Source organism: Campylobacter sp. CFSAN093224, from assembly GCF_012897395.1.
Classification (GTDB): Bacteria; Campylobacterota; Campylobacteria; order Campylobacterales; family Campylobacteraceae; genus Campylobacter_D; species Campylobacter_D jejuni.
Window position 1 is genome coordinate 1,197,151 of sequence record NZ_CP040607.1, and the last position, 26,321, is coordinate 1,223,471.

Annotated in this window: 23 protein-coding genes and 2 tRNA genes; 6 read left to right on the forward strand and 19 right to left on the reverse strand. The window is 31.1% G+C overall.

Annotated elements, in window-relative coordinates; all coding sequences use genetic code 11:
- Positions 1-25: 25 nt before the first annotated feature.
- The gene (gene dnaJ, locus FBF11_RS06165) at positions 26-1,147 is read right to left on the reverse strand and encodes a molecular chaperone DnaJ (RefSeq protein ID WP_002853203.1); all 1,122 of its coding nucleotides are present in this window, start codon (positions 1,145-1,147) and stop codon (positions 26-28) included.
- Between the two features lie 156 nt (positions 1,148-1,303).
- On the opposite strand from dnaJ, the gene FBF11_RS06170 reads away from it, so the two are divergent.
- Genes FBF11_RS06170 through recR form a run of 3 tightly spaced genes read left to right on the forward strand, consistent with a single transcriptional unit; the run spans position 1,304 to position 3,779 of the window.
- On the forward strand, positions 1,304-1,975 hold the full coding sequence (locus FBF11_RS06170) for a response regulator transcription factor (protein WP_002853168.1): 672 nt from the start codon (positions 1,304-1,306) through the stop codon (positions 1,973-1,975).
- Positions 1,972-3,207, forward strand: coding sequence for an ArsS family sensor histidine kinase (locus FBF11_RS06175; protein WP_002857920.1), 1,236 nt, complete (start codon positions 1,972-1,974; stop codon positions 3,205-3,207). The genes FBF11_RS06170 and FBF11_RS06175 overlap by 4 nt, the downstream gene beginning before the upstream one ends.
- The gene (gene recR, locus FBF11_RS06180; RefSeq protein WP_002853214.1) at positions 3,207-3,779 is read left to right on the forward strand and encodes a recombination mediator RecR; all 573 of its coding nucleotides are present in this window, start codon (positions 3,207-3,209) and stop codon (positions 3,777-3,779) included. The genes FBF11_RS06175 and recR overlap by 1 nt, the downstream gene beginning before the upstream one ends.
- Here the strand turns inward: recR and FBF11_RS06185 are convergent.
- The 17 genes from FBF11_RS06185 to FBF11_RS06265 all read right to left on the reverse strand — a co-directional run bounded on the left by FBF11_RS06185 (position 3,776) and on the right by FBF11_RS06265 (position 23,341).
- Positions 3,776-4,312, reverse strand: a complete 537-nt coding sequence (locus tag FBF11_RS06185) for a HyaD/HybD family hydrogenase maturation endopeptidase (protein WP_002859319.1) — start codon at positions 4,310-4,312, stop codon at positions 3,776-3,778. The two genes, recR and FBF11_RS06185, sit on opposite strands and share 4 nt — an antisense overlap.
- Positions 4,309-5,001 (reverse strand): Ni/Fe-hydrogenase, b-type cytochrome subunit, encoded by a 693-nt coding sequence (gene cybH, locus FBF11_RS06190; RefSeq protein ID WP_002853164.1) that lies wholly within the window; start codon positions 4,999-5,001, stop codon positions 4,309-4,311. The genes FBF11_RS06185 and cybH overlap by 4 nt, the downstream gene beginning before the upstream one ends.
- Positions 5,002-5,011: 10 nt before the next feature.
- Entirely contained in the window at positions 5,012-6,727 is a 1,716-nt protein-coding gene (locus FBF11_RS06195) for a nickel-dependent hydrogenase large subunit (protein ID WP_002853190.1), read from the reverse strand.
- Positions 6,728-6,729: 2 nt separating this feature from the next.
- Positions 6,730-7,869 (reverse strand): hydrogenase small subunit, encoded by a 1,140-nt coding sequence (locus FBF11_RS06200; protein ID WP_002853195.1) that lies wholly within the window; start codon positions 7,867-7,869, stop codon positions 6,730-6,732.
- 120 nt (positions 7,870-7,989) lie between these two features.
- The gene (gene mnmC / locus FBF11_RS06205) at positions 7,990-9,831 is read right to left on the reverse strand and encodes a bifunctional tRNA (5-methylaminomethyl-2-thiouridine)(34)-methyltransferase MnmD/FAD-dependent 5-carboxymethylaminomethyl-2-thiouridine(34) oxidoreductase MnmC (RefSeq protein ID WP_002853221.1); all 1,842 of its coding nucleotides are present in this window, start codon (positions 9,829-9,831) and stop codon (positions 7,990-7,992) included.
- Positions 9,828-11,807, reverse strand: a complete 1,980-nt coding sequence (locus tag FBF11_RS06210) for an N-acetylmuramoyl-L-alanine amidase (RefSeq protein WP_002853675.1) — start codon at positions 11,805-11,807, stop codon at positions 9,828-9,830. Before FBF11_RS06210 ends, mnmC begins: the two co-directional genes overlap by 4 nt.
- On the reverse strand, positions 11,807-12,898 hold the full coding sequence (locus FBF11_RS06215) for a nitronate monooxygenase family protein (protein ID WP_057096877.1): 1,092 nt from the start codon (positions 12,896-12,898) through the stop codon (positions 11,807-11,809). The genes FBF11_RS06210 and FBF11_RS06215 overlap by 1 nt, the downstream gene beginning before the upstream one ends.
- Positions 12,895-14,100 (reverse strand): tyrosine--tRNA ligase, encoded by a 1,206-nt coding sequence (gene tyrS / locus FBF11_RS06220; protein WP_002853870.1) that lies wholly within the window; start codon positions 14,098-14,100, stop codon positions 12,895-12,897. Before tyrS ends, FBF11_RS06215 begins: the two co-directional genes overlap by 4 nt.
- Before the next feature lie 11 nt (positions 14,101-14,111).
- Positions 14,112-16,307: a bifunctional (p)ppGpp synthetase/guanosine-3',5'-bis(diphosphate) 3'-pyrophosphohydrolase gene (locus FBF11_RS06225; protein ID WP_002868541.1), complete on the reverse strand. Its 2,196-nt coding sequence runs from the start codon at positions 16,305-16,307 to the stop codon at positions 14,112-14,114.
- A complete protein-coding gene (locus tag FBF11_RS06230; protein WP_002853464.1) occupies positions 16,291-16,515 on the reverse strand; it encodes a DNA-directed RNA polymerase subunit omega in 225 nt (74 codons plus the stop codon). The genes FBF11_RS06225 and FBF11_RS06230 overlap by 17 nt, the downstream gene beginning before the upstream one ends.
- 10 nt (positions 16,516-16,525) lie before the next feature.
- Positions 16,526-17,245 carry a UMP kinase gene (gene pyrH / locus FBF11_RS06235; protein ID WP_002858454.1) on the reverse strand — a complete coding sequence of 240 codons (720 nt, stop codon included), beginning with the start codon at positions 17,243-17,245 and terminating at the stop codon, positions 16,526-16,528.
- Positions 17,246-17,296: 51 nt separating this feature from the next.
- A complete protein-coding gene (locus tag FBF11_RS06240) occupies positions 17,297-18,490 on the reverse strand; it encodes a M23 family metallopeptidase (RefSeq protein WP_002853860.1) in 1,194 nt (397 codons plus the stop codon).
- Entirely contained in the window at positions 18,487-19,293 is an 807-nt protein-coding gene (locus FBF11_RS06245) for an FtsX-like permease family protein (RefSeq protein WP_002853622.1), read from the reverse strand. Before FBF11_RS06245 ends, FBF11_RS06240 begins: the two co-directional genes overlap by 4 nt.
- Positions 19,280-19,945 carry an ABC transporter ATP-binding protein gene (locus tag FBF11_RS06250; protein ID WP_002853534.1) on the reverse strand — a complete coding sequence of 222 codons (666 nt, stop codon included), beginning with the start codon at positions 19,943-19,945 and terminating at the stop codon, positions 19,280-19,282. Before FBF11_RS06250 ends, FBF11_RS06245 begins: the two co-directional genes overlap by 14 nt.
- A 69-nt stretch (positions 19,946-20,014) precedes the next feature.
- Entirely contained in the window at positions 20,015-21,193 is a 1,179-nt protein-coding gene (gene trmB, locus FBF11_RS06255; protein WP_002858203.1) for a tRNA (guanosine(46)-N7)-methyltransferase TrmB, read from the reverse strand.
- Positions 21,193-22,428 (reverse strand): fibronectin type III domain-containing protein, encoded by a 1,236-nt coding sequence (locus tag FBF11_RS06260; RefSeq protein WP_010891920.1) that lies wholly within the window; start codon positions 22,426-22,428, stop codon positions 21,193-21,195. The genes trmB and FBF11_RS06260 overlap by 1 nt, the downstream gene beginning before the upstream one ends.
- Positions 22,373-23,341 carry an RluA family pseudouridine synthase gene (locus FBF11_RS06265; protein WP_002858282.1) on the reverse strand — a complete coding sequence of 323 codons (969 nt, stop codon included), beginning with the start codon at positions 23,339-23,341 and terminating at the stop codon, positions 22,373-22,375. Before FBF11_RS06265 ends, FBF11_RS06260 begins: the two co-directional genes overlap by 56 nt.
- A 77-nt stretch (positions 23,342-23,418) precedes the next feature.
- Between FBF11_RS06265 and FBF11_RS06270 the strand changes: the two genes are divergently transcribed.
- Both FBF11_RS06270 and FBF11_RS06275 read left to right on the forward strand, forming a co-directional pair.
- Positions 23,419-24,519, forward strand: coding sequence for an FtsW/RodA/SpoVE family cell cycle protein (locus FBF11_RS06270; RefSeq protein ID WP_002853654.1), 1,101 nt, complete (start codon positions 23,419-23,421; stop codon positions 24,517-24,519).
- A gap of 53 nt (positions 24,520-24,572) precedes the next feature.
- Positions 24,573-24,649, forward strand: a tRNA-Ile gene (locus FBF11_RS06275).
- 108 nt (positions 24,650-24,757) lie between these two features.
- Here the strand turns inward: FBF11_RS06275 and FBF11_RS06280 are convergent.
- Positions 24,758-24,833, reverse strand: a tRNA-Phe gene (locus FBF11_RS06280).
- A 139-nt stretch (positions 24,834-24,972) separates the two neighbouring features.
- On the opposite strand from FBF11_RS06280, the gene FBF11_RS06285 reads away from it, so the two are divergent.
- Positions 24,973-26,316 (forward strand): TrkH family potassium uptake protein, encoded by a 1,344-nt coding sequence (locus FBF11_RS06285; protein ID WP_002864101.1) that lies wholly within the window; start codon positions 24,973-24,975, stop codon positions 26,314-26,316.
- Positions 26,317-26,321 lie beyond the last annotated feature (5 nt).

Below are 26,321 nucleotides of genomic sequence, written 5' to 3' on the forward strand. Positions count from 1 at the left end.
CCCAAGCTAAAACGCTTTAGGAAAATTAAGACTTAAACCAATTAGTGATTTTTTCAAAAAGCCCTTTTTGCTCTTGATGCATACCATCTTTGATGCCAAAACTTTCACTTAGTTTTTCTAAAAGTTCTTTTTGTTCATCGTTTAAAGAAGTTGGGAATTTGATAGAAATTTGAACGATTTGATTTCCCATGCGAGAACTATGAACATCTTTTACCCCTTCTTTTTCAAGAACAAATCTTTGTCCATCTTTAGCACCCTTTGGTAAATTTAAGGTCGCTTCACCGCGTATGGTGGGTACTTTTATACTCTCTCCTAAGATAGCCTGGGTAAAAAACACTGGAAATTCTATATATATATCATCATCATCTCTGATAAAAGTATCATCTTCAGCGGCGATGATCTTAACATACATATCCCCTCTAGTACCATTTTTTAAGATATTACCTTTAGCATTGACACGAAGCTTCATACCTGTATCTACACCTTCTGGGATATTAAGCTCGACACTATCTTTGCTTTCATTATAACCCAAACCTTTACAATCACTACATTTTTCACTAGCTTTTTCTCCAATTCCTTGACAATCAGGGCAAGTTTGTGCAAAAGTGATAAAACCTTGAGAAACCCCAACCTGTCCTCTACCTTGACACTTTGGACAAGTTTGAAGCTTTCCATCTTTAGCCCCTGTTCCATTACAAGTTTTACAAGAGCATTTATAAGTAAAGTCTATATTTTTCTTACAACCAAAAACCGCTTCTTTAAAACTTAATTTTAAATTAACGATAAAATCTGAAGGGATTTTCTCATCATTTGAACTTTTTCTACGACGCGATGAGCCAAAGCCTTCTCCAAAAAAACTAGAAAATATATCTCCTAAATCCTCAAAACCACCAAAACCTGAGCTACTAGAACCAAATCCACCGCCTTTTAAAGCATCTTTTCCGTATCTATCATAAATAGCTCGCTTTTCATCATTGCTTAAAACTTCATAGGCTTCATTAACAAGCTTGAATTTATCTTCTGCTTCTTTATCACCTTGGTTTCTATCAGGATGATATTTTAAAGCCATTTTTCTATAGGCTTTTTTTATGGTTTCTTTATCAGCATTTTGCGTGATTTCAAGAATTTCATAATAACTTATTTCCACATTATTCCTTTAAAAAATTTAAAATTTTACTAGAATTTTAATTTTAAAAATTCAAAAATATAATTTTAGCAAAAATAAAATCAATAATTTATCAAATTTTAAATAAAATTATGTAAAGATTTTAAAGACTACATAAAAATTTACAAGGACACTAGAATGATTAATGTGTTGATGATAGAAGATGATCCTGACTTTGCACAATTATTATCTGAATATTTAGCGCAATTTAATATTAAAATCACAAATTTTGAAAATCCTAAAAGTGCTTTAAATGTGGGTATTCAAGGCTATGATTGTCTGATTTTAGATTTAACTTTACCTGGAATTGATGGTCTTGAAGTTTGTAGAGAAATCCGACAAAAAAGCAATATTCCTATTATCATCTCATCGGCTAGAGGTGACTTAAGCGATAAAGTTGTGGGGCTTCAAATCGGTGCTGATGATTATCTACCAAAGCCTTACGATCCAAAAGAAATGTATGCAAGGATTATGAGTCTTATTCGTCGCACAAAAAGAGTTGAACACACTAATAATGAAAATATTAACTCTGCTTTCAAAATTGATGAAAGAAGACATGAGATCACCTATGAAGATAAGGTTTTAACACTTACTCCTGCTGAATTTGAAATTTTAGAATACCTTATCCAACAACACGGATATAGTGTTTCAAGAGAACAGCTTGTAAGTCGCTGTAAAAATCTAAAAGATAAAGATTCTAAAAGCCTTGATGTTATCATCGGTCGCTTAAGGGTAAAAATAGGAGATAGTTCAAAATCTCCAAAACATATTTTTTCTGTTAGAGGTATAGGATATAAACTGATAGGATGACAAAAAATTATTCTATTCATACCAAACTGATTATTTTATTTGTTGTTACTTTTTTCTTGGTTTGTGTGCTTTTTATCGTTCTTTTAAAAATAGAAGGGAATACCTATAATGAAGAAGAAAGTTTAAAACAAGAAAATCTTATAAAAAATTTACTCATCTCCTATGAAAACACTTCAGGTGTTGAAATAGGAGCTTATCTTGGAAACAGCGGTTTTAACGCTATACAAAATCCCAATCTTGTAAAAGCTATAAGAAATAATGGACAATCACTTTTTAAAGCAGGCGGAGAGCTTTGTACTCTTTCTTCTTTAAAATATCATAGCAATCTTTATTTTGATGTTCAATGTAAAGATTTTGATGGCTTGTATGAAGAAAATACTAGTGATAGGGTTTATAATCTTTTATTGATAGGATTTTTCTCTTTTTCTTTGTTGGTTGTTTTTATGTATTTTTCTGTATTAAAATCCTTAGAACCTTTAAAAAAATTAAGAAGACAAGTTGCCGAAGTTGCAAATGGGGAACAACCTGATTTTCTAGACTATCAAGAAGATGAAGTAGGCAAGATCGCCTTTGAATTTCAAAAAGCTTTCAAGAAAAACCAAGAATTAATCCAATCAAGACAACTTTTCCTAAGAACAATCATGCATGAGTTAAAAACCCCTATAGGAAAAGGGAGAATCATTTCTGAAATGATCAAAGAAGACAGACAAAAAGAAAGACTTATCGCTATATTTTTACGCATGGATTCTTTGATCAATGAATTTGCCAAAATCGAAAATTTATTTTCAAAAAACTACAACTTACACTTTAAACCTAGTCGTTTTAGCACTATACTTGAAGAAGCTAAAGAACACCTTATGATAGATGATTTTAATAAAGTTGTAAAAGTCGATATAAGATATGACGCTTTAATCAATGTTGATATGGAAATTTTCTCTGTAATTTTAAAAAATCTTATCGATAATGCCTTAAAATACTCAAACAATGGCACTTGTGAGCTTTTTTGTTGTAAAGAATGTTTTACCATTAAAAATCCAGGCAAACCTTTAGCAGAGCCTATAGAGCATTATCTTGAAGCTTTTACAAGAGAAAAACACAATCAAGTCAAAGGTATGGGACTAGGACTTTATATAGTTTCAGAGGTATGTAAACTGCATAATTTTGATTTGATTTATTTTTATGATGATGGAAAGCATTGCTTTAAAATTTTCTTTGGAGATAAAGAAAAATAATGGTAAAAGGCCTGGAAAAATTCAATGAACTTGTTGAAAGTTTTGCAAATTTACCTACCATAGGAAAAAAAACCGCCATAAGGCTTGCTTATCACCTTTGCATAAATAATCAAATCGATGGTATGAAACTCGCACACAATATAGAAAATGCTATCCGCTTTATAAAACCTTGTGAGCAATGCGGTGCTTTAAGCGAAAATGAGCTTTGCGAAATTTGTAGCGATAAAGAAAGAAATAAAAACATTTTATGTATAGTTGAAAGCCCAAAAGATATACTAACACTCGAAGAGAGTCAAAGTTACAATGGGCTATATTTTGTTTTAGATGAGTTAAATGAAGAAAAACTTGAAAAACTAAAGCAAATCATACTTAAGCTAAATATCTCTGAGCTCATTTTTGCATTGACACATAGCATTAATTCTGATGCAACCATCTTTTTTATAGAGGATAAATTTAAAGGCTTAAACCTAACTTTTAGTAAAATCGCTCAAGGAATTCCAAGTGGTGTAAATTTAGAAAATGTGGATTTAATCTCTTTAAATAAAGCTATGAATTTTAGAACAAAAATTTAGTAATTTTTATAAGAAATATCGGCTAATTCTTGCAAAGAAAAATCCGCAATCTTTTCATAAGCAAAACCTTCCTTGCTTAAAAAATCAAGTAAAGTTTTTTCCATGATTTTAGCTCCTTGTATAAGCTCATCTGAAAGCTTAAAACTCATCGCTTCAATACGCTTTGGCACACAAGCTAAGATGTGTGTTTTAGGCAAATCTCCTGCAAGTTCCATGTATTGTAAGGTTTGAAGCATTTCTATTTCATGGGCACTTCCACTCCAGCTAATTTTATTAGGCATAGCATCATAAGGAAAGAAAAATACATCTCCTATACTCGCACCTTGCGCTTCTATACAGTCTAAAACGATAAGTCTATCGTATCGAGCGATGATATAGCTAAGCTGCAAAGCCAAAGTTCCACCATCAACAAAATCTAAAGTAAATTCAGAATGAGTGAATTTGTAGTTTTTTTCAAGTTGTTTGCAAAGATGAACGCCTAAGCCTTCATCCGCAAACATGATATTACCTATTCCAAGGACTAAGAATTTCAATGCTGTTCTTCTTTTACAAATTTATATCCGCTAATAATAGCATCCATAGCACCATCTTTACCTTTTACTGCGTTAAAAATCGCCATGTAAATATGTACTGGCACAAAAATCATAATTACCCACATCAAAATTCTATGATAAGTTCTTACATCGGCCAAACCGCCCATTGCAGCTTCAAGCGGTCTTAAAATATGATATAAAAGCCCACCTAAGCCCTCATGGTAAGTATGAGTATAAAGAATAAGCCCTGTAAGAATGATACCTAATATCACAAGATAAAAGAAAAAATAAGTTACAAATTGCAAAGGATTATAAACCCCTTTTAAATGCGGATGTTTTCCTAAGAAAATGTAAAATTTTACTTGTTCTATCCATAATTTGATATTAAAAATATCCCATACACTTCTGCGTTCTTTTGCGCTTACCTTATCGCAGAAAAACAAATATACTTTAAAAATAATACAAGCGATTAAAACAAAACCCACCGCTTGATGTACTAAGCGGTATTTTGCTTGCATAAAATTTACGGGTTCACCGTTACTAATAGGGCTTTGGAACACATAGGAAAGATAATACCCTGTGCCAATAAGAATCACTATAGCAATAGCTCTTACCCAGTGCGTTAAACGCAAACCTATGCTAAATTCATATTCAGCTTTTCTTTGCAATTTTTCTTCTTTGTTTTGCATGAAAGCCTCCTTATAAATTGACATTCACTTTATATTCACTTAGATTATTGCCCTTAGTATCCATTACATGCACCGCACAAGCAATACAAGGATCATAAGAGTGAATTTTTCTAATGATTTCAAGTGGTTGTTTTACATCAGCGATTTTAAGTCCTATCAAACATTGCTCATAACTTCCACCTACGCCATTTGCGTCTTTTGGACTTGCATTCCAAGTAGAAGGCACCACAGCTTGCCAATTTTCAATAACACCATTTTTAATTCTACACCAATGGCTTAATGTTCCGCGTGGCACATGCCCCATATAGCGTCCTTTGTATTCTTTAGAATTATCGATCACATAAGGAGCACAAGTACTCTGGTCTACTTTTAAATTTTCAACTAAATTATTAAACGCTTTTAAAGCATTATTTGCAACGATTTTTGCTTCAATACAACGAGCAGCTGTTCTTCCAAGTGTGCTAAATACAGCATTTAAAGGAAGTCCTGTTTCTTTTAAGAACTCATCTACCACAGGAACAACATTTTGATTACCTTTAGCATAATTTACAACGACATTTGCTAAAGGTCCTACTTGCATAGGATTTCCTTCATAGCGTGGAGCTTTAATCCAGCTATATTTACCCTTAGTATCAAACACTTTAGAATGGACATTATTTCCATGATGATCTACGCTTTCTCCATCTACAAGTCCTGTATAATTTGGATTTGTTTTGCCATCATAAGGATGTAAAGGTTCATTGTCTGCATACCAAGAATGAGTTGCCTCTTCAGTAATCTTATCTTCTTCTACTTCATAAACCTTGCTTAAATCTCCATTTTTGATAATACCACTTTCAAAAAGCCATTCATCTCTTCCGATTTGGAATTCTTTAAAGGTATAAAGATTATTTACCCCTATATCATTTAAAACACTTGCTTCATGTGCATAAGCTTTTCCTGCCATCACAAGATCAGGATAATACGCACGATTAACAAAGTCTTGCACTTCTTGGAATTTAACCATATATTCACCCATTCTTGCAGGATCGAGTAAATCCATAACGCAAGTTACACCACCAACGGTTAAGCTTTGTGGATGTGGATTTTTAGCTCCAAAAATCGCCATACATTGAGCAATGATTCTTTGAATTCTTAAACATTCTAGATAGTGAGAAAGAACGATTAAATTTTGCTCAGGACTTAAACGATAAGTTGGATGACCATAATACGCATTAGCAAAAGGTCCTAAATTTCCTTTATCTACAAAAGTTTTAAGTCTTTGTTGCACTTCAAGAAGTTTATCCGCACCTGTTGCATAAGGATTTGAAGTGTATTTAAAAGCTTCATCGCTTGCTTTTTTAACATCAGCACTTAAAGCACTTACCACATCAGCCCAATCAAGCCCATGAAGTTGATAAAAATGCACAATATGATCGTGTAAAAATAAAGCCGCATTCATTAAAGTTCTTGTTAAAAGCGCATTTAAAGGCGGAGTAATACCTAAAGCATTTTCAACAGCAACTATACCTGCTTTATAATGTGAAAAAGTACAAACTCCGCAAATTCTTTGCGTCATAAAACCCGCATCTCTTGGATCACGCCCTTTTACTATGGTTTCAATACCACGCCACAAAGTAGAGCCCGCATAAGCTTCTTTTACCACATTGTTATCATCAACAACAACTTCAACTCTTAAATGCCCTTCAATTCTTGTAATAGGATCTACGATTATTTTTTGACTCATTTTTATTCCTTATCTTTTTGCATGGAAGATATAACTGCGTGTGCTGCTATAGCAACGCCTGTGAGTGTAAGCACACCTATACCGATTTTATCTGAAACACTATCCGCACCCAAACCAAAAACGGTATCAAATTTACGACTAGCCATAGGCTCTTCAAAAGGTCCCATAGTATCCCAAAAATTAGGCTCAGAACAACCTATACAACCATGCCCTGCTTGAATAGGCCAAGAAGTGTGCTGGTTAAATCTCTCTCTTGAGCAGTTATTAAAAGTATAAGGTCCTTTACAACCTACTTTATAAAGACAAAAACCTTGTTTTGCTCCTTCATCCCCAAAAGCATGTACAAATTCACCCGCATCAAAATGTCCGCGTCTTTCACAAAGATCATGAATTCTTAAACCATAAGCCCATTTTGGTCTATTATACACATCAAGTGCTGGTAACTCACCAAATAATAAATAATGAAGTACATTACCCACTATATTTTTTTCACTTGGAGGACAGCCTGGAACATTGATCACAGTTTTGCTTGTTACTTTGCTTAAAGGCTGCGCGTTGCTAGGATTTGGTCTTGCGGCTTGAATTCCTCCAAAGCTAGAACAGGTTCCTATAGCAAAAATCGCCAAAGCATTTTCACTTGCCATTTTTGAAAGCTCATAGCCTGTTTTTCCATGTGCACCTATGGTTAAAAAATGCTCTGTATCACCCATAGGGATACCACCTTCAACCATTAAAATGTATTTATTTTTATGCTTTTGAATGGCACTTTCTAAATTTTCTTCAGCTTGCCAACCTGCTGCAGCCATCACTGTTTCGTGATATTCTAAAGAAATATAATCAAAAATCAAACTATCAATCGTTGGAGTATCACTTCTTAACAAACTCTCGCTACAGCCTGTACACTCAGCCATATGAAGCCACACAACAGGAAGCCTATCAGCAAGCTCAGCAGCTTTTGCCACCATAGGAGTAAAACTCGCTGGCAAAGCCAAAAATGCAGTCATAGCACCTGCCCATTTCATAAAATCCCTTCTAGAAAAACCTGACTTTTCTAATGCTTTTGTAATACTATCATTGTCTTTCAAAGAAGGAAGCTTTTCAAGAGCCGATAAACGCGACTCTATTTGATGATAATCAATCATTATATTTCCTTTATAACATGAAATTTATTCTCTATAAATAATAAAATAAAGAAAGTTAAAATAAAGTTAAAAACTTACTCTCATAAGCAAATATTAGCATCACTCTTAATTAAAGCTTAATCATAAGCCTTTTTTAAGTTTGCGAATCAAAAATCTTGCAGGATGAATAGCGTGGATGTATTTTTTTTCTAAACACAAGGGTTCATTATTTATCAATGCACACAAATACCTTGCCGCTAAAACACTTGTACTAAAACCCCTTGACCCATGAGCAAAATTAAAATACAAATTACAAGACATTTTAGCTGGTTTTTGCTCCTTATTTTTTGTCCATAATAAAGCTTTATATTCTTCTTTATAAAACGCTTCATCATAAGCATTTCCAACTATCATAAAGCGATCACTCGAATAAGATCTAAAACCTACTTTAGAACCTATGATTTCTAATTTTGTATTTTTATCCATAAAATCGGCTATATTTTCTATATTTTGTTTATCATCTTCTTCTTTTGATTCTAAACTTGCATTAAGCCTATCATAACTTGCACCAATTACTTGCAAATCATCTTTTACAGGGCAAATATAAGCCTTAGAAGATAAAGGAAATGGGGTATCTAAAAAAGGTTTTAGATGTGTAACTTGACCTCTTACTTTGCTTAATTTCATCTCATCATAAAAAACAAAGTCTTTTGCATCTGCACCCATAGCATAAATCAAAACCGCATAATCACTTTTAACAACATCATTTTTAAATTTTAAACTAAAACACCCATTTTCAAATTTATAAGCTTGAAATTCATGATTAAAATATATACAAGCTTTGCTTTTTTCAAAAAGATTTTTAACCAATTTTTTTGGAAAAATCACTCCACCCTCTTCTAAAAAAGCTTGATTTTTTGAAATTTTAAACAAAACATTTTCTCTTTGCGTGTCAAATCTTTCTTGCATTAAATCATTATGTGCAAACTCCACCACACCCTTAAATTCTAAATCTAAAATTTGTCTATAAAAACGACTTGCCTCTATAAAAGAAAGCTCTGAAAACTCCCCTAAATTTACCTTAGGCTTTAAGATTAAAGAGCTTAAAATTCCACTTTCATTTCCACTTGCACCCTTGCCTAATTCTAAATGTTTTTCAAAAATATCTATTTCAAAACCTCTTAAACTAAGCTCATAAGCTAAAACAGCACTTGATATACCTGCACCAATAATAGCTACTTTTTTATTTTTTAAAGATGAAAATGTTCTTGAAAAATACGCTTCTTTGTCTTTAAACTCAAGCTCATTTTCCAAATAAGCTTTAATCATTTCTCTTTTTCTAAAACCTTTGGTTTTTTCTACTCTAAAGCCATATTTTTTTAAATTTTTTTGCAAAAAACTTGCCGAAGAAAAGGTGCAAATTTGTGTATTTTTTTTAGAAAGCCTTGCCACTTCAAAGATTAAATTTTCATCAAACATTTGCGAGTTTTTATTTGGAGAAAATCCATCTAAATACCAAACATCAGCTTTAAAATCCAATTCTTTTAAAACAGCTATATCTTCAAAAACAAGATCTAAAAAACAATCTTCAAAATAAAAACGATAAATTCCTTCTTTAGCCTTAGGATAAAATTTTAAAAATTGTTCTAAAAGCTCTTTAAACTCTTCATAAAATTCTAGTTTTTGATAAATTTCTCTTAATTGTTCTTTTTCGATATAAAAAGCTTCTACGCTAATATAAAAAAGTTTTTTAGGACGCTTAGAAGGGGTAGTTTCTAAAAAGCGTTTCAAAGTAAGAAAAAAATTTAAACCTATGCCAAAACCACTCTCTGCGATAATAAAATTTTCTTGATTTTTCCATTCAAAAGAATGAGTGTAAACAAATTTGCTTTCATTTAAGCCATCTTTGAAATTAAAATAAAAATCATCAAAATCCAAAGAAAAAGGAGTATTATCCTTAAAAATTAGCTTAGCTTTTTTCATCGGTTGTTATAAAAATAACTCTCAACTCCATCAGCAATACCCTTAACCAATAAATCTTGAAAAGCTTTATTGGCGATTCTTTTGCCTTCATTTGGATGTGTAATATAGCCAATTTCAATCAAAATTGCAGGCATTTGCGCACCTACTAAAACCCAAAAAGGTGCTTCTCTTACACCGCCATCTACAATTTTATACTTTTTGCGTGTTTGAGTGAGTATATTTTTTTGTACATCAATGGCTAGTTTATTTGAAGCAACGATTTTTTCACGATTTAAGAAATTTAAAATACTTTGTTTTGAGAAATAATTAATCTCTTCAAAATCCCCTTGATTTTCTTTTTCTGCTGCCTTTTTACTTCTTTCACTTCTTGCAGGACTTAAAAAGAAAGTTTCCACGCCTTCGCTACTTTTGGCTTTTGTGGCATTTGGTGCTGCGTTAGCATGTATAGAAATAAACAAATCCGCTCTTTTATCATTGGCATATTTGGTTCTATCACGAAGATTAATAAATTTATCCGAACTTCTAGTATAAAGCACTTTATAACCGCGTTTTTTAAGTTCATTTCCAAGTTTTAAAGCCGTACTTAAAACTATATCTTTTTCTTTTAAACTTCCTTTTTTATCACTTAAAGCACCGCTATCTTTTCCACCATGCCCCGCATCGATAACTATAAGTTTTCCTGATTTGTATCTCGTACTTAAGGTTTTATTAAAACTTTGAGTTGCTTTTTTATCTACATTTTGACTTGAAGTTTGCGCATGAAAACCTAAAGTGAGATTTTTATTATCCAACTTTTTTAAAAGTTTAAATTCTTTAGGAGCACTCAAAACCACACGAACAATTTTTGGATTATATTGCGTAACGACAATTGTATTTTGTCCAAAGGTAAAGCTTTTTCTATTACCTTCTAACACACCTTTAAAACTTACAACATATCGGAATTTTTGATCTTTGGTATCAAATACTGCTATTTCTTTTTCATCTAAATCATCGCTTAAATTTAACACCACAGCATTAGAAATTTTATCCACATCTAAAACATATAAAGGTTCTTGATTTTCTTTTTCATTATTGGTTTTTTTATCTTGTTTTTTTGTTTCTAAAACTTTGGTTTTAATTTCTGTTTTTTGATCTTGCTTTTTCTCTGAAATTTTACTAACTTGCTCAGTCTTTTTTTGGCTAGTAGTTTCTTTTGAAAAAATTATTTTTTCTTCTTTAAAAGATATATCAATAGGAATTTTTTCTTTAGCATAAACCACTATGCGTATGGTTTTGGGATTAAATTGTGAAATCACTAAACGATAGTCATCAAATTTAAACTCTTTTTTACCCCCTTCTAAAACCCCATCAAAATCACTAATAAAACGATAGTTTCCTTTTTCGTCTAAAGCAAAACTTTTTAATTGATCCTTATCCAAATCTGCATTTAGTTCAAACTCTACACCTTGGTTTGTTTTACTTGACTTTAAAACATAAATTTTATCATCACTTTTTGCTTTAGAAACGATACTGCTCTTTGGTGCTTGCGAAGTTTTAGAATTTGTTTTTTCTGTATTTTTTATTTGTTCGTTAGATGATTTTTTTTCATTTTTTTGAACTGTTTTTATAGGTTCAAAAGTTGTTTTTTCAGTGTCTTGAGAAATATTTTGAACCTTAATATCTTTAATAACAGCCTTTCTTAAAGCATTAATACTTGCTTCACTTATACCACTTTCTTTTAACTCATTAGCATATGACTTGTCATCTAAATTTAAAGTATTTGAACTGATGATCAATCTTTTTAAAATTTCAATTTTAGTTTTTTCATCTTCATGAATAACACTTTGTATATAAAGGCTTTTGAGCTGATGGTGAAATTTTACTTGCACTTCACTTTTAGAACCGATAAAATTTTTATCAAAATTTGCAAGTTCATTTTCATAAGCTCCAAAAAGAGTTGTGAAAGCAAATACTAAAAATACAAAAATTTTAGCCATTATTCACCATTAACCAATTTTTCCATAAGTTCTTTAACACTGATAAGCTTATCTAAACGATATCCATTTGCACCTGTAAAGAAAAGTCCTGTTTCTTTTTTGCCTGACCACGCATCAAAAAGCCTATCTGCTATACAATACCCTACTTTAGTCGCCTCTTTTCCACGTACACAAGGCGCTACACAATTGCTTATACAATTAATCTTTGGACCCATTCTTTTATCTACTAAATTTAAAAGATTGGTTCTAACTCCACGAGCAGGATAGCCCACAGGAGATTTAATAAGCTCTATATCTTCTTCTTTAGAAGCTAGCAAAACGCTTTTAAACTCTTCACTCGCATCACATTCAAAAGTTCCTATGAAACGCGTTCCCATTTGAACACCACTAGCCCCTAAAGAAATAGCATTTTCTATATCTTTTTTATCCCAAATTCCACCTGCAGCAATCACGGGAAAAGACCCCCAATTTTTAGCCTCTTCTACCACAGGAGCGATTAATTTTTCTAGCTGATAATTCGGATCTAAGCACTGCTCATAAGTAAAACCTTGATGACCTCCACTTTTTGGCCCTTCTAAAACCACTGCATCAGGTAAGCGATTGTAACGGCTTTGCCATCTTTTGCAAATAATTTTTAAAGCCTTTGCAGATGAAATGATAGGCACTAAAGCCACATCAGGAAAATCTGCAGTAAATTCAGGTAAATTTGTAGGAAGTCCAGCGCCTGAAACAATCACATTAAAACCAACCTCACAAGCATCGCGTGCTATTCTTGCATAATCATTACTTGCACATAAGATATTACACCCCAAAGGTGCATCGCCACAAACTTTTCTTGCATTATTAATCAAAGCTTGCAAACCCTTGCGTGAGTAAAAATTTTCACTTCCATAAGGCTTAGCGTTTAATTCTTTACTTGCATACTTTCTTTCTTCATAATATCCTGTTCCCACAGAAGAAATAATCCCAAGTCCACCATTTAAAGAAACTGCAGAAGCTAATCTATCCCAGCTTATGCCTAGTCCCATTCCTCCTTGAAAAATGGGATATTTTATAGTATGTTTTCCTATTTGTAAGGGTTGTAAATTCATTCTTTTACCTTTAATTTTGCAAATTTTCTTTTACCTATTTGTAAGATGTATTCTCCTTGTTCTAAATACATTTGCTCGTCGCTAACTTTTTGAGAATTTACACTTACTGCATTAGCACTGATGCTTCTTCTTGCCGCAGAAGTAGAACTTTCCAAACCACATTCAACCAAAGCCTTAGCAAGCCAAATTTTTCCTTGTATTTCAAACTCAGCCATATCACTTGGCAAAGCATTTTGAGAATGAATTCTATCAAATTCAGACTTAGCATTATTAGCCTCTTCTTTGGAGTGAAAACGCTCTGTAATCTCTAAAGCTAAATTTTCTTTAGCTTTTTTAGGATGTAAATTGCCTTGTTCTATATCTTTTTTTATTTGCGCAATTTCTTCTAGACTTTTTTGACTTAAAAGTTCATAATATCTAAACATCAATTCATCACTAATACTTAAAATTTTAGCATACATATCATTAGCTTTTTCTGTAACACCAATGTAATTATTTAAACTCTTACTCATTTTGTTTACACCGTCTAAACCTTCGAGTAAGGGCATCATAATCACAGCTTGTTCTTTTCCTATGTTATAAACTCTTTGAAGCTGTCTTCCCATCAAAAGATTAAATTTTTGATCCGTTCCACCCATTTCAATATCGCTTTTTAAAGCCACACTATCATATCCTTGAAGTAAGGGATATAAAAACTCACAAATCGAAATAGGACTTTGCTCTTTAAATCTCTTGGTAAAATCGTCACGCTCAAGCATTCTAGCTACACTAAAAGTTGAAGTAAGCTCTACTATACCCGCGGCTCCAAGTTCATTAAGCCAAGTAGAATTAAACTTAATCTGTGTTTTTTCTTTATCCAAAACCTTAAAAACCTGCGTTTCATAAGTTTTAGCATTGATTAAAACTTGCTCTTTATCCAGCTTTTTACGCGTTGCACTTTTTCCACTTGGATCGCCAATTTGTCCTGTAAAATCTCCAATCAAAAACTGCACAATAGCTCCATGTTTTTGCAAAAAAGCCATTTTTGTTAAAACCACGCTATGACCTAAATGTAAATCAGGCGCTGTAGGATCAAACCCCGCCTTTATAAAGAAATTTTCACCCTTTTCATAATAATTTTTAATTAAATTTTCTATTCTTTCTTCATCAATAAGCTCTGCACAACCACGCTTAACTTCTGCTAATATTTTTTTTATATCCATAATAAACCTTTTTAACCTTCTTTATAAGCATCATTTAAAGATGTAAAATCTAAAATCTTGCAACGAGATTTTAACCTATCCTTGACACTATCTGGATTGATATTATCAGGAATTTCCATTGTAATCTCAAAATAATCTACCGCCGAATTTAAATCACTTGATAAATTAATTGTTAATAAATTTATCTGCATTTTAGCTAAAAATGCCAAAAATTCCGCTAAAACACCTTTTTTATTTTCCAAAGAAAAAATCAATTTATAAGATTTAGGGATGTTAGAATCCCATTTTATAAATACCATATCTTGATTATTATCTATCATTTTATCAGCTCTATCGCAAAGCTTATGATGGACAATAGCGTTACCACCTTTAACAAAAGCTAAAACAGCATCACCTCTTTTTGGATGGCAGCAAAAATCAAAATCCACATTAGCGATTTTATGGTTACAATATAGAGTAAAATTTCCTATTTTTTGCTCTTTAATCTCATATTTATCAAACCAATATGACTTCTTGGCGTATTTTTTAAGACCATTAACTATATCTTTCAAATAAGCACTATCTGTTGCTACTTGTCTAATACGTCTGACTAAATTTTCTTTTTCTATCCAAGTTTCAATTCTGTTTTTATCAACTCCAAAAATAAAACTTAACATATTAATAGAACTTGCTAGATTAATCTCTCTGATTTTTTGCTTGCAAAATTCCCTTATACTTGCTTTTGCTTTTCCTGTTTTAACACTATCTATCCAAGAACAGCGATAAAATTTATCATTGCTAGTAACCACTCGCACAATATCGCCATTTTTAAGCTCGGTTAACAAAGGCACTTTAATACGATTTACATAAGCACTTTTTGCATGAAGCCCTACTTTGGTATGCACTTCATAAGCAAAATCAAGAACCGTTGCACCACGAGGCAAAGTGAAAATTTCTCCCTTAGGAGAATAAACTGCGACATCTTCAACATAAAGACTATCTTTAGCATATTCATAAAGCTCAATAGCATTATAATCTTCTGCATTTTCAAGATTGTTTATACTTTGCATTGAAATATCTGTAAGCCAATCAAGACGAGGCGCAACCACGCTGCCATCTTCTTTATATTTCCAATGCGCTGCTATACCAAATTCCGCAATTTTATGCATATCAAAAGTTCGAATTTGTGCCTCTATAATACTTTTAGCATCAAAAAGTGTGGTATGTATAGTTTGATAACCATTTTGTTTAGGCAAGGCTATATAATCCTTAAAACGCGAAACCAAGGGATTAAAATGTGTATGTAAAATTCCCAAAGCTAAGTAACAATCACTTACTTTTTCAACCAAAATTCTTACCCCAAGCAAATCAAGAACTTCTTCAATACCAATGCCTTTTCTTTGCATTTTAAGATAAATAGAATAGCTATGTTTAATGCGTTTTTGAATTTCAAAACTACCTTGTCTAAAGCCATTACTCAAAAATAAAAGTTCGATTTTGGAAATAAATTCATTTAAACCTAATTGCATTTCTTGATTATTGGAATTGATATAATTGTCAATAAGCTTATACTCATCTGGCATAAGATATTTAAAACTAAGATCTTCCAAATAATTTTTTATGCTTGAAATACCAAGTCTATGGGCTATTGGGGCATATACAACTAAAGTTTCTTCGCTGATTCTTTTTTGCTTATCTTCTCTTAGAATATCAAGAGTAAGCATATTATGCAGCCTATCGCATAACTTCACAATCAAAACCCCAACATCTTCAATACTTGCTAAAAGCATATTTCTGAAAGTCAAGGCTGATTTAGTTAAACTTTTTTTAGATTTTGATGAAATGAGATTATCTTCTCTAATTTCTATAATTTTAGTAAGTCCTAAAACAAGTTTTAAAACCTCAGAACCAAACTGCTCTCTAAGTTCTTCTTCAGTGCAGTTTGTATCTTCAATCACATCATGCAATAAAGCAGCTAAAATATTGCTTTTATTTTCACTTAAAAATCCAACCAGTGTTGCTACTAAAATAGGATGTACCGCATAAGGCTCTCCACTTTTTCTAAACTGCCCTTCATGGCAAAATATACAGTAATCTACCGCTTTTTCAAGAATGGCATCATGGCCACAAATTTCGAAAAGCAAAGCCTTAGCAGCTTCTAAATCTTTACAATTTTTTACATTATCGATTAATTGTTCAAGCAATAATTCTTCATCGATTGGTTTCAACTAAACCCTCTAAAGTGATTTTATTTTCTGCAATTTCATATAAAGCTATATCTGCAAGTTTATTTTTATTTTTATCAAAGTCTACCAAAGGGGTTGCTCCATTTGCCAATTGTTCCGCTCTTTTTGCTACCACTAAAGAAAGGCGATATCTATCATTACCCATTTTTTCCAAAGCTTTTGCCGCTACTTCTTCTATTCTTTTATCCATAATTTTCTCCTTAATTATTTTTAACGGTTGAACAAAGGCTAGTATCACCTTGTATGATTTTAAGTAAATTACCCTCTTCAAACATATTACAAACCACAATAGGAAGTTTGTTATCTTTAGCTAAAGCTATAGCTGTATCATCCATCACTTTAATATTATCTTGCATAGCCTCATCATAACTCAAAGTATTTAAAAATACTGCATCATCAAATTGTTTTGGATCTTTATCATAAACTCCATTAACTTTTGTAGCTTTTATTACCATATCTGCATCAATTTCCACAGCTCTTAAAATAGCTGTTGTATCCGTAGTAAAATAAGGGTTTCCAGTACCTGCAGCAAAAACCACAACACGACCCTTTTCTAAGTGTCTTTGCGCTCTTCTCATAATATAAGTTTCACAAAATGCTTCCATCTGAATGGCGCTTTGAACCCTAACTTCAAGTCCAGAGCTTTCCAAAGCTTCTTGTATAGCAATAGCATTGATAACCGTAGCAAGCATCCCCATATGATCTCCACTTGTCCTTTTAATCAATCCGCCCTTAGCAGCACTTACTCCGCGAATAATATTACCACCGCCTATAACTATGCCTACTTCTATTTGATTTTTTATAAGTTCTTTAATCTCTGAAGCTATGAATTTTAAAATAGAATTTTCTATACCAAAGCCATTTTCACCTGCTAAAGCCTCTCCTGAAAATTTTACTAAAACTCTTTTTCTCTCTTGCATTATTTCTCCTTATTTAACTTGAAATTATATTTTAAATTCCATTAAATTTAGCTAATTTAAGCTAATGAGTTCCAAAGGATTGATATGAAAATTTTTTTGAGTTACTTCAAAAGTAAGATCATTTTTTATTCTACCCACTACGGCACCTTTTTTAATATTCTTACCAACTTTAATATTAGGAGCAATCTTATCTAAATGTGCGTATATTGTATGTATGCCATTATCATGTTCAACAATAACAACTCGAGCTAGCATACTAGTATCTTTAGCAAAAACTATTTTTCCATCTAGCACATTTTTAACAACTGCATCGCTTTTATTGCTTCTTAAAACTACATTCTCGTTAAAAATTTTAAGATTGTAAACAGGATCAACATAATTTCCAAATTTTTGCTTCACAGTAAAAGAATCCAATGGAGCTATGGTTTTTTTTCCTGTGTAACGCTTGACTGAACTTCCTTGATAGCTTGAACCTAATTGTCTTATTTTTTGATTATTTTTTACTATTTTAGTATCATTTTTGTTTGAATTTGCATCTTCTTTATCATTAATAATTTTTAATTGATTTAATGTTTTTCTAAGCTCTTCTTGCTGAGCTTGTAAATCATCGAGTTTTTTTGCATATATAGCTCGATCTGTTTTTTGTTTATTAATTTCACTAATTTGTTTTTGTTTTAAACTTTGAAGCTTGGCTAATTGAGCGTTGTAATCCTTAAGACTTTCATTGATTTTCTTAATCTGAGCTTGTTTATCATCAATAAGCCTGCTTACTCCCTCATAATCTTTAGAAATTTTAAAAATTTCTTCATTTAAAACTTTGTTTAAACTTCCTAAAATTTCAAAAGCCATAAAACTTTCTTCACTTTCAATATAGCCTTGAGGGATAGGTAAATCATAAGCAAAATCTTTAGCCATTAAAGATATAAGCTTACCTTCCATATTTGATTTACTTTTAAGCAAATCTTCATTTTGGCTTGTAAGGGTGTTTAACTCTTGATTTTGAGCCTTAGCACTTGCTTCAAGCTTAGAAGTTTGTGAATTTAAGCTTTCAATTTGCAAACTTAGATCTTTCAAACTTTTTTCACCATTTAAAATATCGCTAGCCAAATCTTCAAGTTTTTTATTTAACTGTTCTTGTATGCGTTTATTTTCTTCTAAACTTTTTGTTTTTTCATTTATAGCGTTTGCTAAACTTATATCAACAAACAAAAAAAAACAAAAAAAGATAAGAATATTTTTTCTCATCTTTTAACCTTAAACATAACCGTATTTACACACAACAAGCAAATAAACAAAGTAGCTAAAAAAATTAAAGTCAAATGTAAAATAAAATTAATAGGTGGAAAAATAATATCTACAGCCTTTAAACTTTCTTGGATAATAGAAAGATCAAAAATTTGGGTAAAAAAGGCAAGTAAAATAACAAAAGCAATAAAACAATCAACCACAACCACCTTATAAAGCATAAAAGATCTAAACCAAAACGGAGCTCCAAATAAACACATAATTTCAATACGATCGGTATGTTCATAAAGCCAAATTCTCATCTGTTTTAAAAACAAAACAAAGGCAAGTAAAATAATGATAAACAAAAATAACCAAAAAACAAATTTCATCAAAATAAGCAAAGAGTATATCTTATCATGGGTTTTGGAAAAAGTTTCAACCTTACTAACACCTACAATATTTAAAAGTTGATTTTTAATCGAATTTAGTTCATTTTGATCGGGTAAAGAATTTAATTTTAAAGTATAAAATTTTGGCAGAGAATCTTTTAAAACTTTCAAATTCTTTTCAGAAACATCATTTTTCAAACGATCAATTAAATCCTTAGGATCTAAAGATTCAAGTCCAGCAAAAAATGGTACTTTTGTTTTTACTACATTCTGATCAAGTTCAGTTTTGCTGACAACTATAATATTATAATCTTTATTAACAAGTTCTTCATAATGCTTCAAAGTTGCATTTGTAATCAAAATAAATTCAAAAGCAAACATCATAAAAAGTAAAGGTAAAATTAAAGATAAATGTGTTTTAAAAAATTTCATTCATTTTTCCATTTTCTATATTAAAACGACGATAATCCACTCTTAAATTACTAGGAATTCTATGTGTTACCACTATAACACAAGTTCCTAAAAGCTCTCTAGCAGACTTTAAAAGAGTCCATATAATATCAGAAGAATACTCGTCCAAATTTCCCGTTGGCTCATCGCAAAGCAAAAGCTTTGGATTATGAGCTAAAGCCCTAGCCATAGCGACGCGTTGTTGCTCACCACCGCTAAGTTGATTAGGCAATTTATCTGCTTTAAAAGTTAAATTTACATGCTTTAAAAGCTTAGTAGCTTGATCATGGCATACTTTTTTGCTATAACCTTTAATCATTAAAGGCAACATAACATTTTTTTCAACACTATATTCTTGTACAAGTTTATAATCTTGAAAAATAATCCCTATTCTTTGACGTAATTTTAAAAGTTCTAAATTTCCAATTTTATTCATCAAAGATCCACATACTTCAAGTTTACCAGAAATAGGTTCTAAATCTCCATAAAAAGACTTTAAAAGCGTACTCTTACCACTCCCACTTTTACCCGTAATAAAAACAAAATCATCATCCTTAAAAGCAAAACTCGCTTCTTTAATAACTAGTTCATCATAACCTAAAGTAAGTTTATTTGCTTGGATTAAATTAGGCATCCTTTTTCCTTAATTTCCCTTTTTAAATTTTTAAATTATGCTTTATTTTTGCTTAATTTTCAAGAAAAATTATATTTTAAACTGAACTTTTAAAATTTCTTTTAATTCATTTATCGCTTTAATATTTTCTTGAATTTTAAATGGCTCTTTAAAAGCAAAATCAATCGTTTTATCAAGATGCAAATAACAATGTTCAGGCTTATTAAAAGCTCCAAAAGCAACCTTTAAAAGCAAATTCTCATCTTGTTTATAGATGCTTTCAAAATGCAAGAAAAAATCATCTTTTTTTATAGTAATATTTTTAAAGTTCTGCTCTATTTTTTTCAAATCCTCTTTAGAAAATTCAACCGATGAGAGATTAAATTCATTTAACTCATAGTTTTTACACTCTTGGTTAAAATTCCACACCCAAAGATCATATATATTTTTTTCTTGCTTTTTCCATCTATCTTCATATTTGCTTGAAATTTCTAAATTTTCATTTTTTCTAAGGCTAAATTTTGGAGCAGGAAAAGTCAAAAATTGCTCTAAAGTAAAATTAAAATACTCAAAACTATCTGTTCTAAGCTCAAAACGACCATTTTGAACTAAAACCCTAGCACATTCTTTGCAAAAATCTTTCCCAATAACTCGCCTATGAGGCTTTTTATCCCAAGGAACAGGGAAATGTAAAAAAATCTTTTCAACTGATTTTGATTTTAATACACTCAATAACAATCTCGCATCACTTTGGATTAGCAAAATATTATTTACATTTTGTGCTTTAGCAAGTTTAGCCACTTGAGTTAAAGCTGGGTTGTAAATTTCCACCCCTAAAATTAAAACATTTGGATTTTCTTTTGCTTGATAAAGCAAATGTCTTCCTGATCCAAAGCCTATTTCTATATAAATTTTACCTTGAAGTCTAGATAAAAGCTCATCAAAATTATCAACGATAAATGGTGTTTTTTCAATTAAAGCATTATTTTTAAGTCCAAAAGCTTCATTGATAATATCCTCACAAAAACCTTCTTTAAAGATTTTTAAAGCCTTTTGCAAATAACCTATTTTAGAAGGTTTTGTATGTTTATCGCCTTTAATCACAAAACCATTTTGTGCTTTTTTAATCTGCAGAAAAAAACTCTCTTCTTGAACCTTTGTATAAATAAGACTAACATTATCATTCTTAGCAAGCCAAAGAAATTCAACATCATCCTTACTATAAGGCAGATTTATTTCTTTGATCTTTTTACTTTTAAAATTTGGCACTACTGAGCCGCCTTAACTTTGCTTGAAGGTTCTGAACGAAGCCCGGCTGAATCAATAGCAATAACTTCATAACTATATTCCACCCCTGGCAAAGCTTTTACATCTTTTAATCGCTTTTCTTTAATGCCTTTAAAAACTGCATTTTGCTCCCCGCCATAGCGTCTTACTTCATACTCAACAGCTCTAGTATCATTATCACTCCATTCTAAATTTATCCCTTCGCTTGTACTTTGAGCCAAAATAATACTAGGAGCCAAAGGGTTGCCTAAAGTTTTACCTTCTACACCATCTTTTGGCATAGGACTTTCAAGACCATCTTTATCCACCATTGTTACTTTATAATACTTGCTTTTACCTGCTCCTTCTACTATATCCTCATAAGAATTTTTATCAGTCTTTGCCAAAACACTAAAAGGAAGGAAGCTTGAGCTCGTAGAATAAACTTTATAATAAGAAAAATCTTCATACGTAGGAGCATCCCAAGTTAAAATGATTTTACTAGAACCATCTGTGCTAGCACTTAAATGCTCAACTTGAGGAGGTAAAGCCTTGCTTGTAGAACTTACAACTTGACTTGACCCACTCTTTATCCCATTAAAACTCACAGCAATAATTCTATAACTTGAATTTTCATTAGGCTTTAAATCACTATCGATGTATTCAGCGTTTAAACGATTTTTTACTTCTGCAATTTTTTTAAATTCTTTATCATCACCTTTAGTTCTTTCAATAATATAAGAATCAACCCTAAAATCAGGATGCGGACGCCAAATAAGTTTAATACGATTAGGCAAATTAGTCACAGCTTGAACAAAAGGAACAGCTTCAAGTCTTGGAGCTGTGCTCACTTCTATAACCTTGCCATCTTCTGAAATTTGTCCTTGCTCATTAAAGCTTTTCATCATATAACGATACTTAGTACCAGGCTCTAATTTAGTATCTACATAATGAGTTTGAAACTTATCTTTAATAGTGCCTACAAGTTTAAAATCAGGATTTTCATCACTAGAACGATACAAATAAAATCCTTTAATATTTTCATTATATAAAGGCTCCCATTCAAAAGCAATATTACTCATATCACTAAGACTTTTTAAACTTTCAACCTTTGGCAAGCTTTCATTTACAGCAGGCTCTTTACTTGAAGCTAGCGAATTCATTTGCGAAACACTACAAGCGCTAAGCAAAAGAGTTAAAAAACTCAAGTAAAAACTCAAGCGAAATCTTTTCATCATTCTCTCCTAAATTAATTTGTTCAAACATAATATTTTTAAAATCTTCCATCAAAGGTGCTTTAACAAAAATTTGTTCTTTGGTTTTTGGATGGATAAAATACAAAAAATAAGCATGTAACATTATCCTACAATCATACTTACCCTTATAACCATACAAACTATCACCTAAAATATAGCGATTTAAACTAGCCAAATGCGCTCTAATTTGATGAGTTCTTCCTGTAAAAAGCTTAGCAGCCATCAAAGTTAAATTTTCAGTTTTTACTACATTTATAAAAGCTGATTTTGCGTTTTTACTGAATTTATTTTCCTTATCTATGGCTATTTTTTTAATAGCATTAGAAGGCGAACGCATTAAAAATTTTTCTACTATAATTTTATCTTCTTTTAGTGGCAAATCAATTAACGCAAGGTAAATTCTTCCCATGCTTTTATCTGCAAGCTGTTCACTTAATTTTTGATGGGTGAAATTATTTTTCGCTATTAGTATAGCTCCGCTTGTATCTTTATCTAATCTATGGACAAGACCAGCTCTTATCTCTCCTCCTAAATTTGATAAAGTATATTTTTTTTCTATTAACCAATCCACCAAAGTGGCATTTTTAACGCTACTTGCTCCATGAACGACTAAATTTGAAGGTTTATTTAAAACAAGCAAGTCTTCATCTTCGTATAACACATCAATATCAAAATCCACTTCAAACTGAGGTTTTATCTCATTGCAAAGCTTTAAACTTGCAATAGAAATAATATCACCATTTTTAAGCTTAAATGAATTTTTATCTTGAATTTTATCATTAACCTGTACACAATCTTTTTCTATAAGTAAAGCAACTTGATTGCGACTTTGGTTTAATTTTTTAGCCAAAAATACATCAAGCCTTGAATTTTCATCTACTAAAAAAGTTTGCATTTTTTCCTTAGAGGTTTTGATAAATTTAAAATTTTAGTTTATAATTATAGCTTTATATTACCAACTGAAGGCAAATTTTGTTTAGATTAGATAGAAGAATTTTAACTCATTTTGACTATATGCAACCCATTTTATTTTTACCCATAATTCTTATTTCATTTTTCTTAATCTTTGAAGCTAATCCTTTTTTAGCAGAAAAACAGTTTGTTTATGCCTGTGTGGGATTGTTTGCTTTTATGGTTTTTTTCTTCTTTCCCATAAGGAAATTTATTTGGATTATTCCTGTTGCTTATTGGATTAATATTTTTTTATTGCTAAGCGTAGATATTTTTGGGGTTGAAAAATTAGGTGCTAAAAGATGGCTTGAAATTCCTTTTACTCACTTTACTATACAACCTTCTGAAATTTTTAAACCTAGTTTTATTTTAATGCTTGCCTATCTTATTTATCAAAATCCTCCTCCAAAAAATGGATACAAACTTAAACAATTCATCAAACTTAGCTTTTACATCATCTTGCCTTTTTTGCTAATTGCAAAAGAACCTGATTTAGGAAGTGCTATGGTTTTACTACTTGTTGGTTTTGGAGTGCTTTTTATCATGGGAGTTCATTATAAAATTTGGTTAAGTATTGTTATAGCTATAAGTGTTAGCTCTCCTATTATTTATACACATCTTTTAAAACCCTACCAAAAGCAAAGAATTCATGATTTTATTTCAGAAAAACCAAGTTATCAAGTAGCCCAATCAATGATAGCTATTGGAAATGGTGGTTTAACCGGAAAATCTCAAGATGAAGCTACGCAAACTCATTTTAAATTTTTACCTATTTCAACTAGTGATTTTATTTTCGCTTACATGATAGAAAGATTTGGATTTATTGGGGGATTGACATTAATTATATTTTATATTTTACTTATTTTTCATCTACTTAGTTTAAATTATAAACTTAAAGATGATTATTTTGCTAGAGTTGCTATTAATTGTGTTGCATTATTTATTTTTATTTATGCGGCAGTAAATATTTCAATGACTATAGGTTTTGCACCAGTAGTTGGGATCCCTTTGCCTTTTTTTAGTTATGGTGGAAGTTCTTTTACTATTTTTATGATTTTTTTTGGAATTTTACAGCATTTAATCACTTTTAGATATTTTTGGACGGATATAAAGGCTAAATAAAATATTTTTAAGCATTAATAAGATATAATTTTATCTTTTAATTCAACTTAGGCGGATTTATAGCTCAGTTGGTTAGAGCAACCGGCTCATAACCGGTTGGTCGCAGGTTCGAGTCCTGCTAAATCCACCATTCTACATATAAGCTATAGACTCTTTCTTTAAAAAATAACTTTTAGTTCTTTAAATATTTCAATCTTATATAAAAAAAGTATGTGATGTGATTTTTTGAAAGATAAAGTGGTGGTTAGAGGCAGAATCGAACTGCCGACACGCAGATTTTCAGTCTGCTGCTCTACCGACTGAGCTATCCAACCACAATGTTTGATAAAGTAAAAATGTAATTGTATCTTTTTTTCTTTAATTTAAGTTTAAATACAAAAATAAAATTTTATTTCCCTTAAAGTTTTAATAAGATAGAATACCCGCTTTAGATCATTATCAAATGGAAATTTTTTGAAACAATTTGGACTAGATAGACGAACTTTTAAAATTTTACTAGCTGGTTATATTATTATTGCATTGTTTGGGGCTTTATTGCTACATTCAAGCTGGGCACATACAACTCCTATTGATTTTTTAGATGCCTTTTTTACAAGCACATCTGCTGTTAGTATGACAGGATTAGTAGTTAAGAACACTGCGGTTGATTTTACCTTAGCAGGACAAATTATTATCTTAGCTTTGGTGCAAATTGGAGGCTTGGGATATATGGGTATAGGTTTATTTGTTTATATACTCATACGCAAAAAAGTTGGTTTTAGTGCAAGAAATTTACTAAAAGAGTCTTTATTTTATCCATCAATGGATGGTTTATTTAAATTTTTTAAAAAGGTTTTGCTGTTCATTTTTACTATAGAATTGATAGGTGCTATACTTCTCACCATGCGTTTTGCCCTTGAAATGAATTTTAAGAAAGCTTTATGGTTTGGAATTTTTCATTCTATTAGCGCTTTTAATAATTCTGGATTTACTATATTTGAACATGGATTTATAGCTTATAAACATGATATAGCAATTAATCTTATTATCACTTCTTTGATTATTATTGGAGGGCTTGGATATTTTGTTTTGGTTGAATTATACTTTTTTCAAAGAAAAAAATTGCAAAATTTAAGCCTACATACAAAAATGGTTGTTGTTGCAAGTATTTTTCTTATTTTCTCTTCAACGCTTATTATTTTTGCTTTTGAATACTCAAATCCTCAAACTATAGGACATTTTTCATTTTTTGATAAAATTTTAAGCTCATATTTTATCGCTATTAATTACCGCACAGCAGGATTTAATACCTTAGATATGGGACATTTGCATGATGCAAGCTTATTTTTTGGATCATTGTTTATGGTTATTGGTGGTGCACCAGGTGGAACAGCTGGGGGTATGAAAGTAACAACTGTAATGGTTTTATTGCTCTATGCTTATTGGAGTATCCGCGATGGAAGAGTTAGAATTTTTGGACATGAAATTCCAAGAGAAACTATATCTAAAGCTTTTATTATAGCTGTAGGTTCAGCTGTTTATATAGTAATAGCTGTTATTTTGCTTTCCTTGCTAGAGTCAAAATTTGATTTTATAGCCTTGCTTTTTGAAACTTCTTCGGCTTTTGCAACCGTAGGAATTTCAGTAGGAAATGGTGGAACTTTATCTTTATGCGCTTTGTTTAGTGATCCTAGCAAGGTGATTATCATCATTATGATGCTAAGTGGTAGGATAGGTGTTTTTGCTTTTTTACTCTCGGTATTCAAACAAGACAAAGCTATTCATTTAAAATTCCCTGAAGGAAAGGTTAATTTATAAAGGTA

Excerpts from the sequence above, each read along its gene's own strand:
- FBF11_RS06170 (WP_002853168.1), top strand. The coding sequence starts at position 1,304 with ATGATTAATGTGTTGATGATAGAAGATGATCCTGACTTTGCACAATTA.
- FBF11_RS06175 (WP_002857920.1), top strand. The coding sequence starts at position 1,972 with ATGACAAAAAATTATTCTATTCATACCAAACTGATTATTTTATTTGTT.
- recR (WP_002853214.1), top strand. The coding sequence starts at position 3,207 with ATGGTAAAAGGCCTGGAAAAATTCAATGAACTTGTTGAAAGTTTTGCA.
- cybH (WP_002853164.1), bottom strand. The coding sequence starts at position 5,001 with ATGCAAAACAAAGAAGAAAAATTGCAAAGAAAAGCTGAATATGAATTT.
- FBF11_RS06195 (WP_002853190.1), bottom strand. The coding sequence starts at position 6,727 with ATGAGTCAAAAAATAATCGTAGATCCTATTACAAGAATTGAAGGGCAT.
- FBF11_RS06200 (WP_002853195.1), bottom strand. The coding sequence starts at position 7,869 with ATGATTGATTATCATCAAATAGAGTCGCGTTTATCGGCTCTTGAAAAG.
- mnmC (WP_002853221.1), bottom strand. The coding sequence starts at position 9,831 with ATGAAAAAAGCTAAGCTAATTTTTAAGGATAATACTCCTTTTTCTTTG.
- FBF11_RS06210 (WP_002853675.1), bottom strand. The coding sequence starts at position 11,807 with ATGGCTAAAATTTTTGTATTTTTAGTATTTGCTTTCACAACTCTTTTT.
- FBF11_RS06215 (WP_057096877.1), bottom strand. The coding sequence starts at position 12,898 with ATGAATTTACAACCCTTACAAATAGGAAAACATACTATAAAATATCCC.
- tyrS (WP_002853870.1), bottom strand. The coding sequence starts at position 14,100 with ATGGATATAAAAAAAATATTAGCAGAAGTTAAGCGTGGTTGTGCAGAG.
- FBF11_RS06230 (WP_002853464.1), bottom strand. The coding sequence starts at position 16,515 with ATGGATAAAAGAATAGAAGAAGTAGCGGCAAAAGCTTTGGAAAAAATG.
- pyrH (WP_002858454.1), bottom strand. The coding sequence starts at position 17,245 with ATGCAAGAGAGAAAAAGAGTTTTAGTAAAATTTTCAGGAGAGGCTTTA.
- FBF11_RS06240 (WP_002853860.1), bottom strand. The coding sequence starts at position 18,490 with ATGAGAAAAAATATTCTTATCTTTTTTTGTTTTTTTTTGTTTGTTGAT.
- FBF11_RS06245 (WP_002853622.1), bottom strand. The coding sequence starts at position 19,293 with ATGAAATTTTTTAAAACACATTTATCTTTAATTTTACCTTTACTTTTT.
- FBF11_RS06250 (WP_002853534.1), bottom strand. The coding sequence starts at position 19,945 with ATGCCTAATTTAATCCAAGCAAATAAACTTACTTTAGGTTATGATGAA.
- FBF11_RS06260 (WP_010891920.1), bottom strand. The coding sequence starts at position 22,428 with ATGATGAAAAGATTTCGCTTGAGTTTTTACTTGAGTTTTTTAACTCTT.
- FBF11_RS06265 (WP_002858282.1), bottom strand. The coding sequence starts at position 23,341 with ATGCAAACTTTTTTAGTAGATGAAAATTCAAGGCTTGATGTATTTTTG.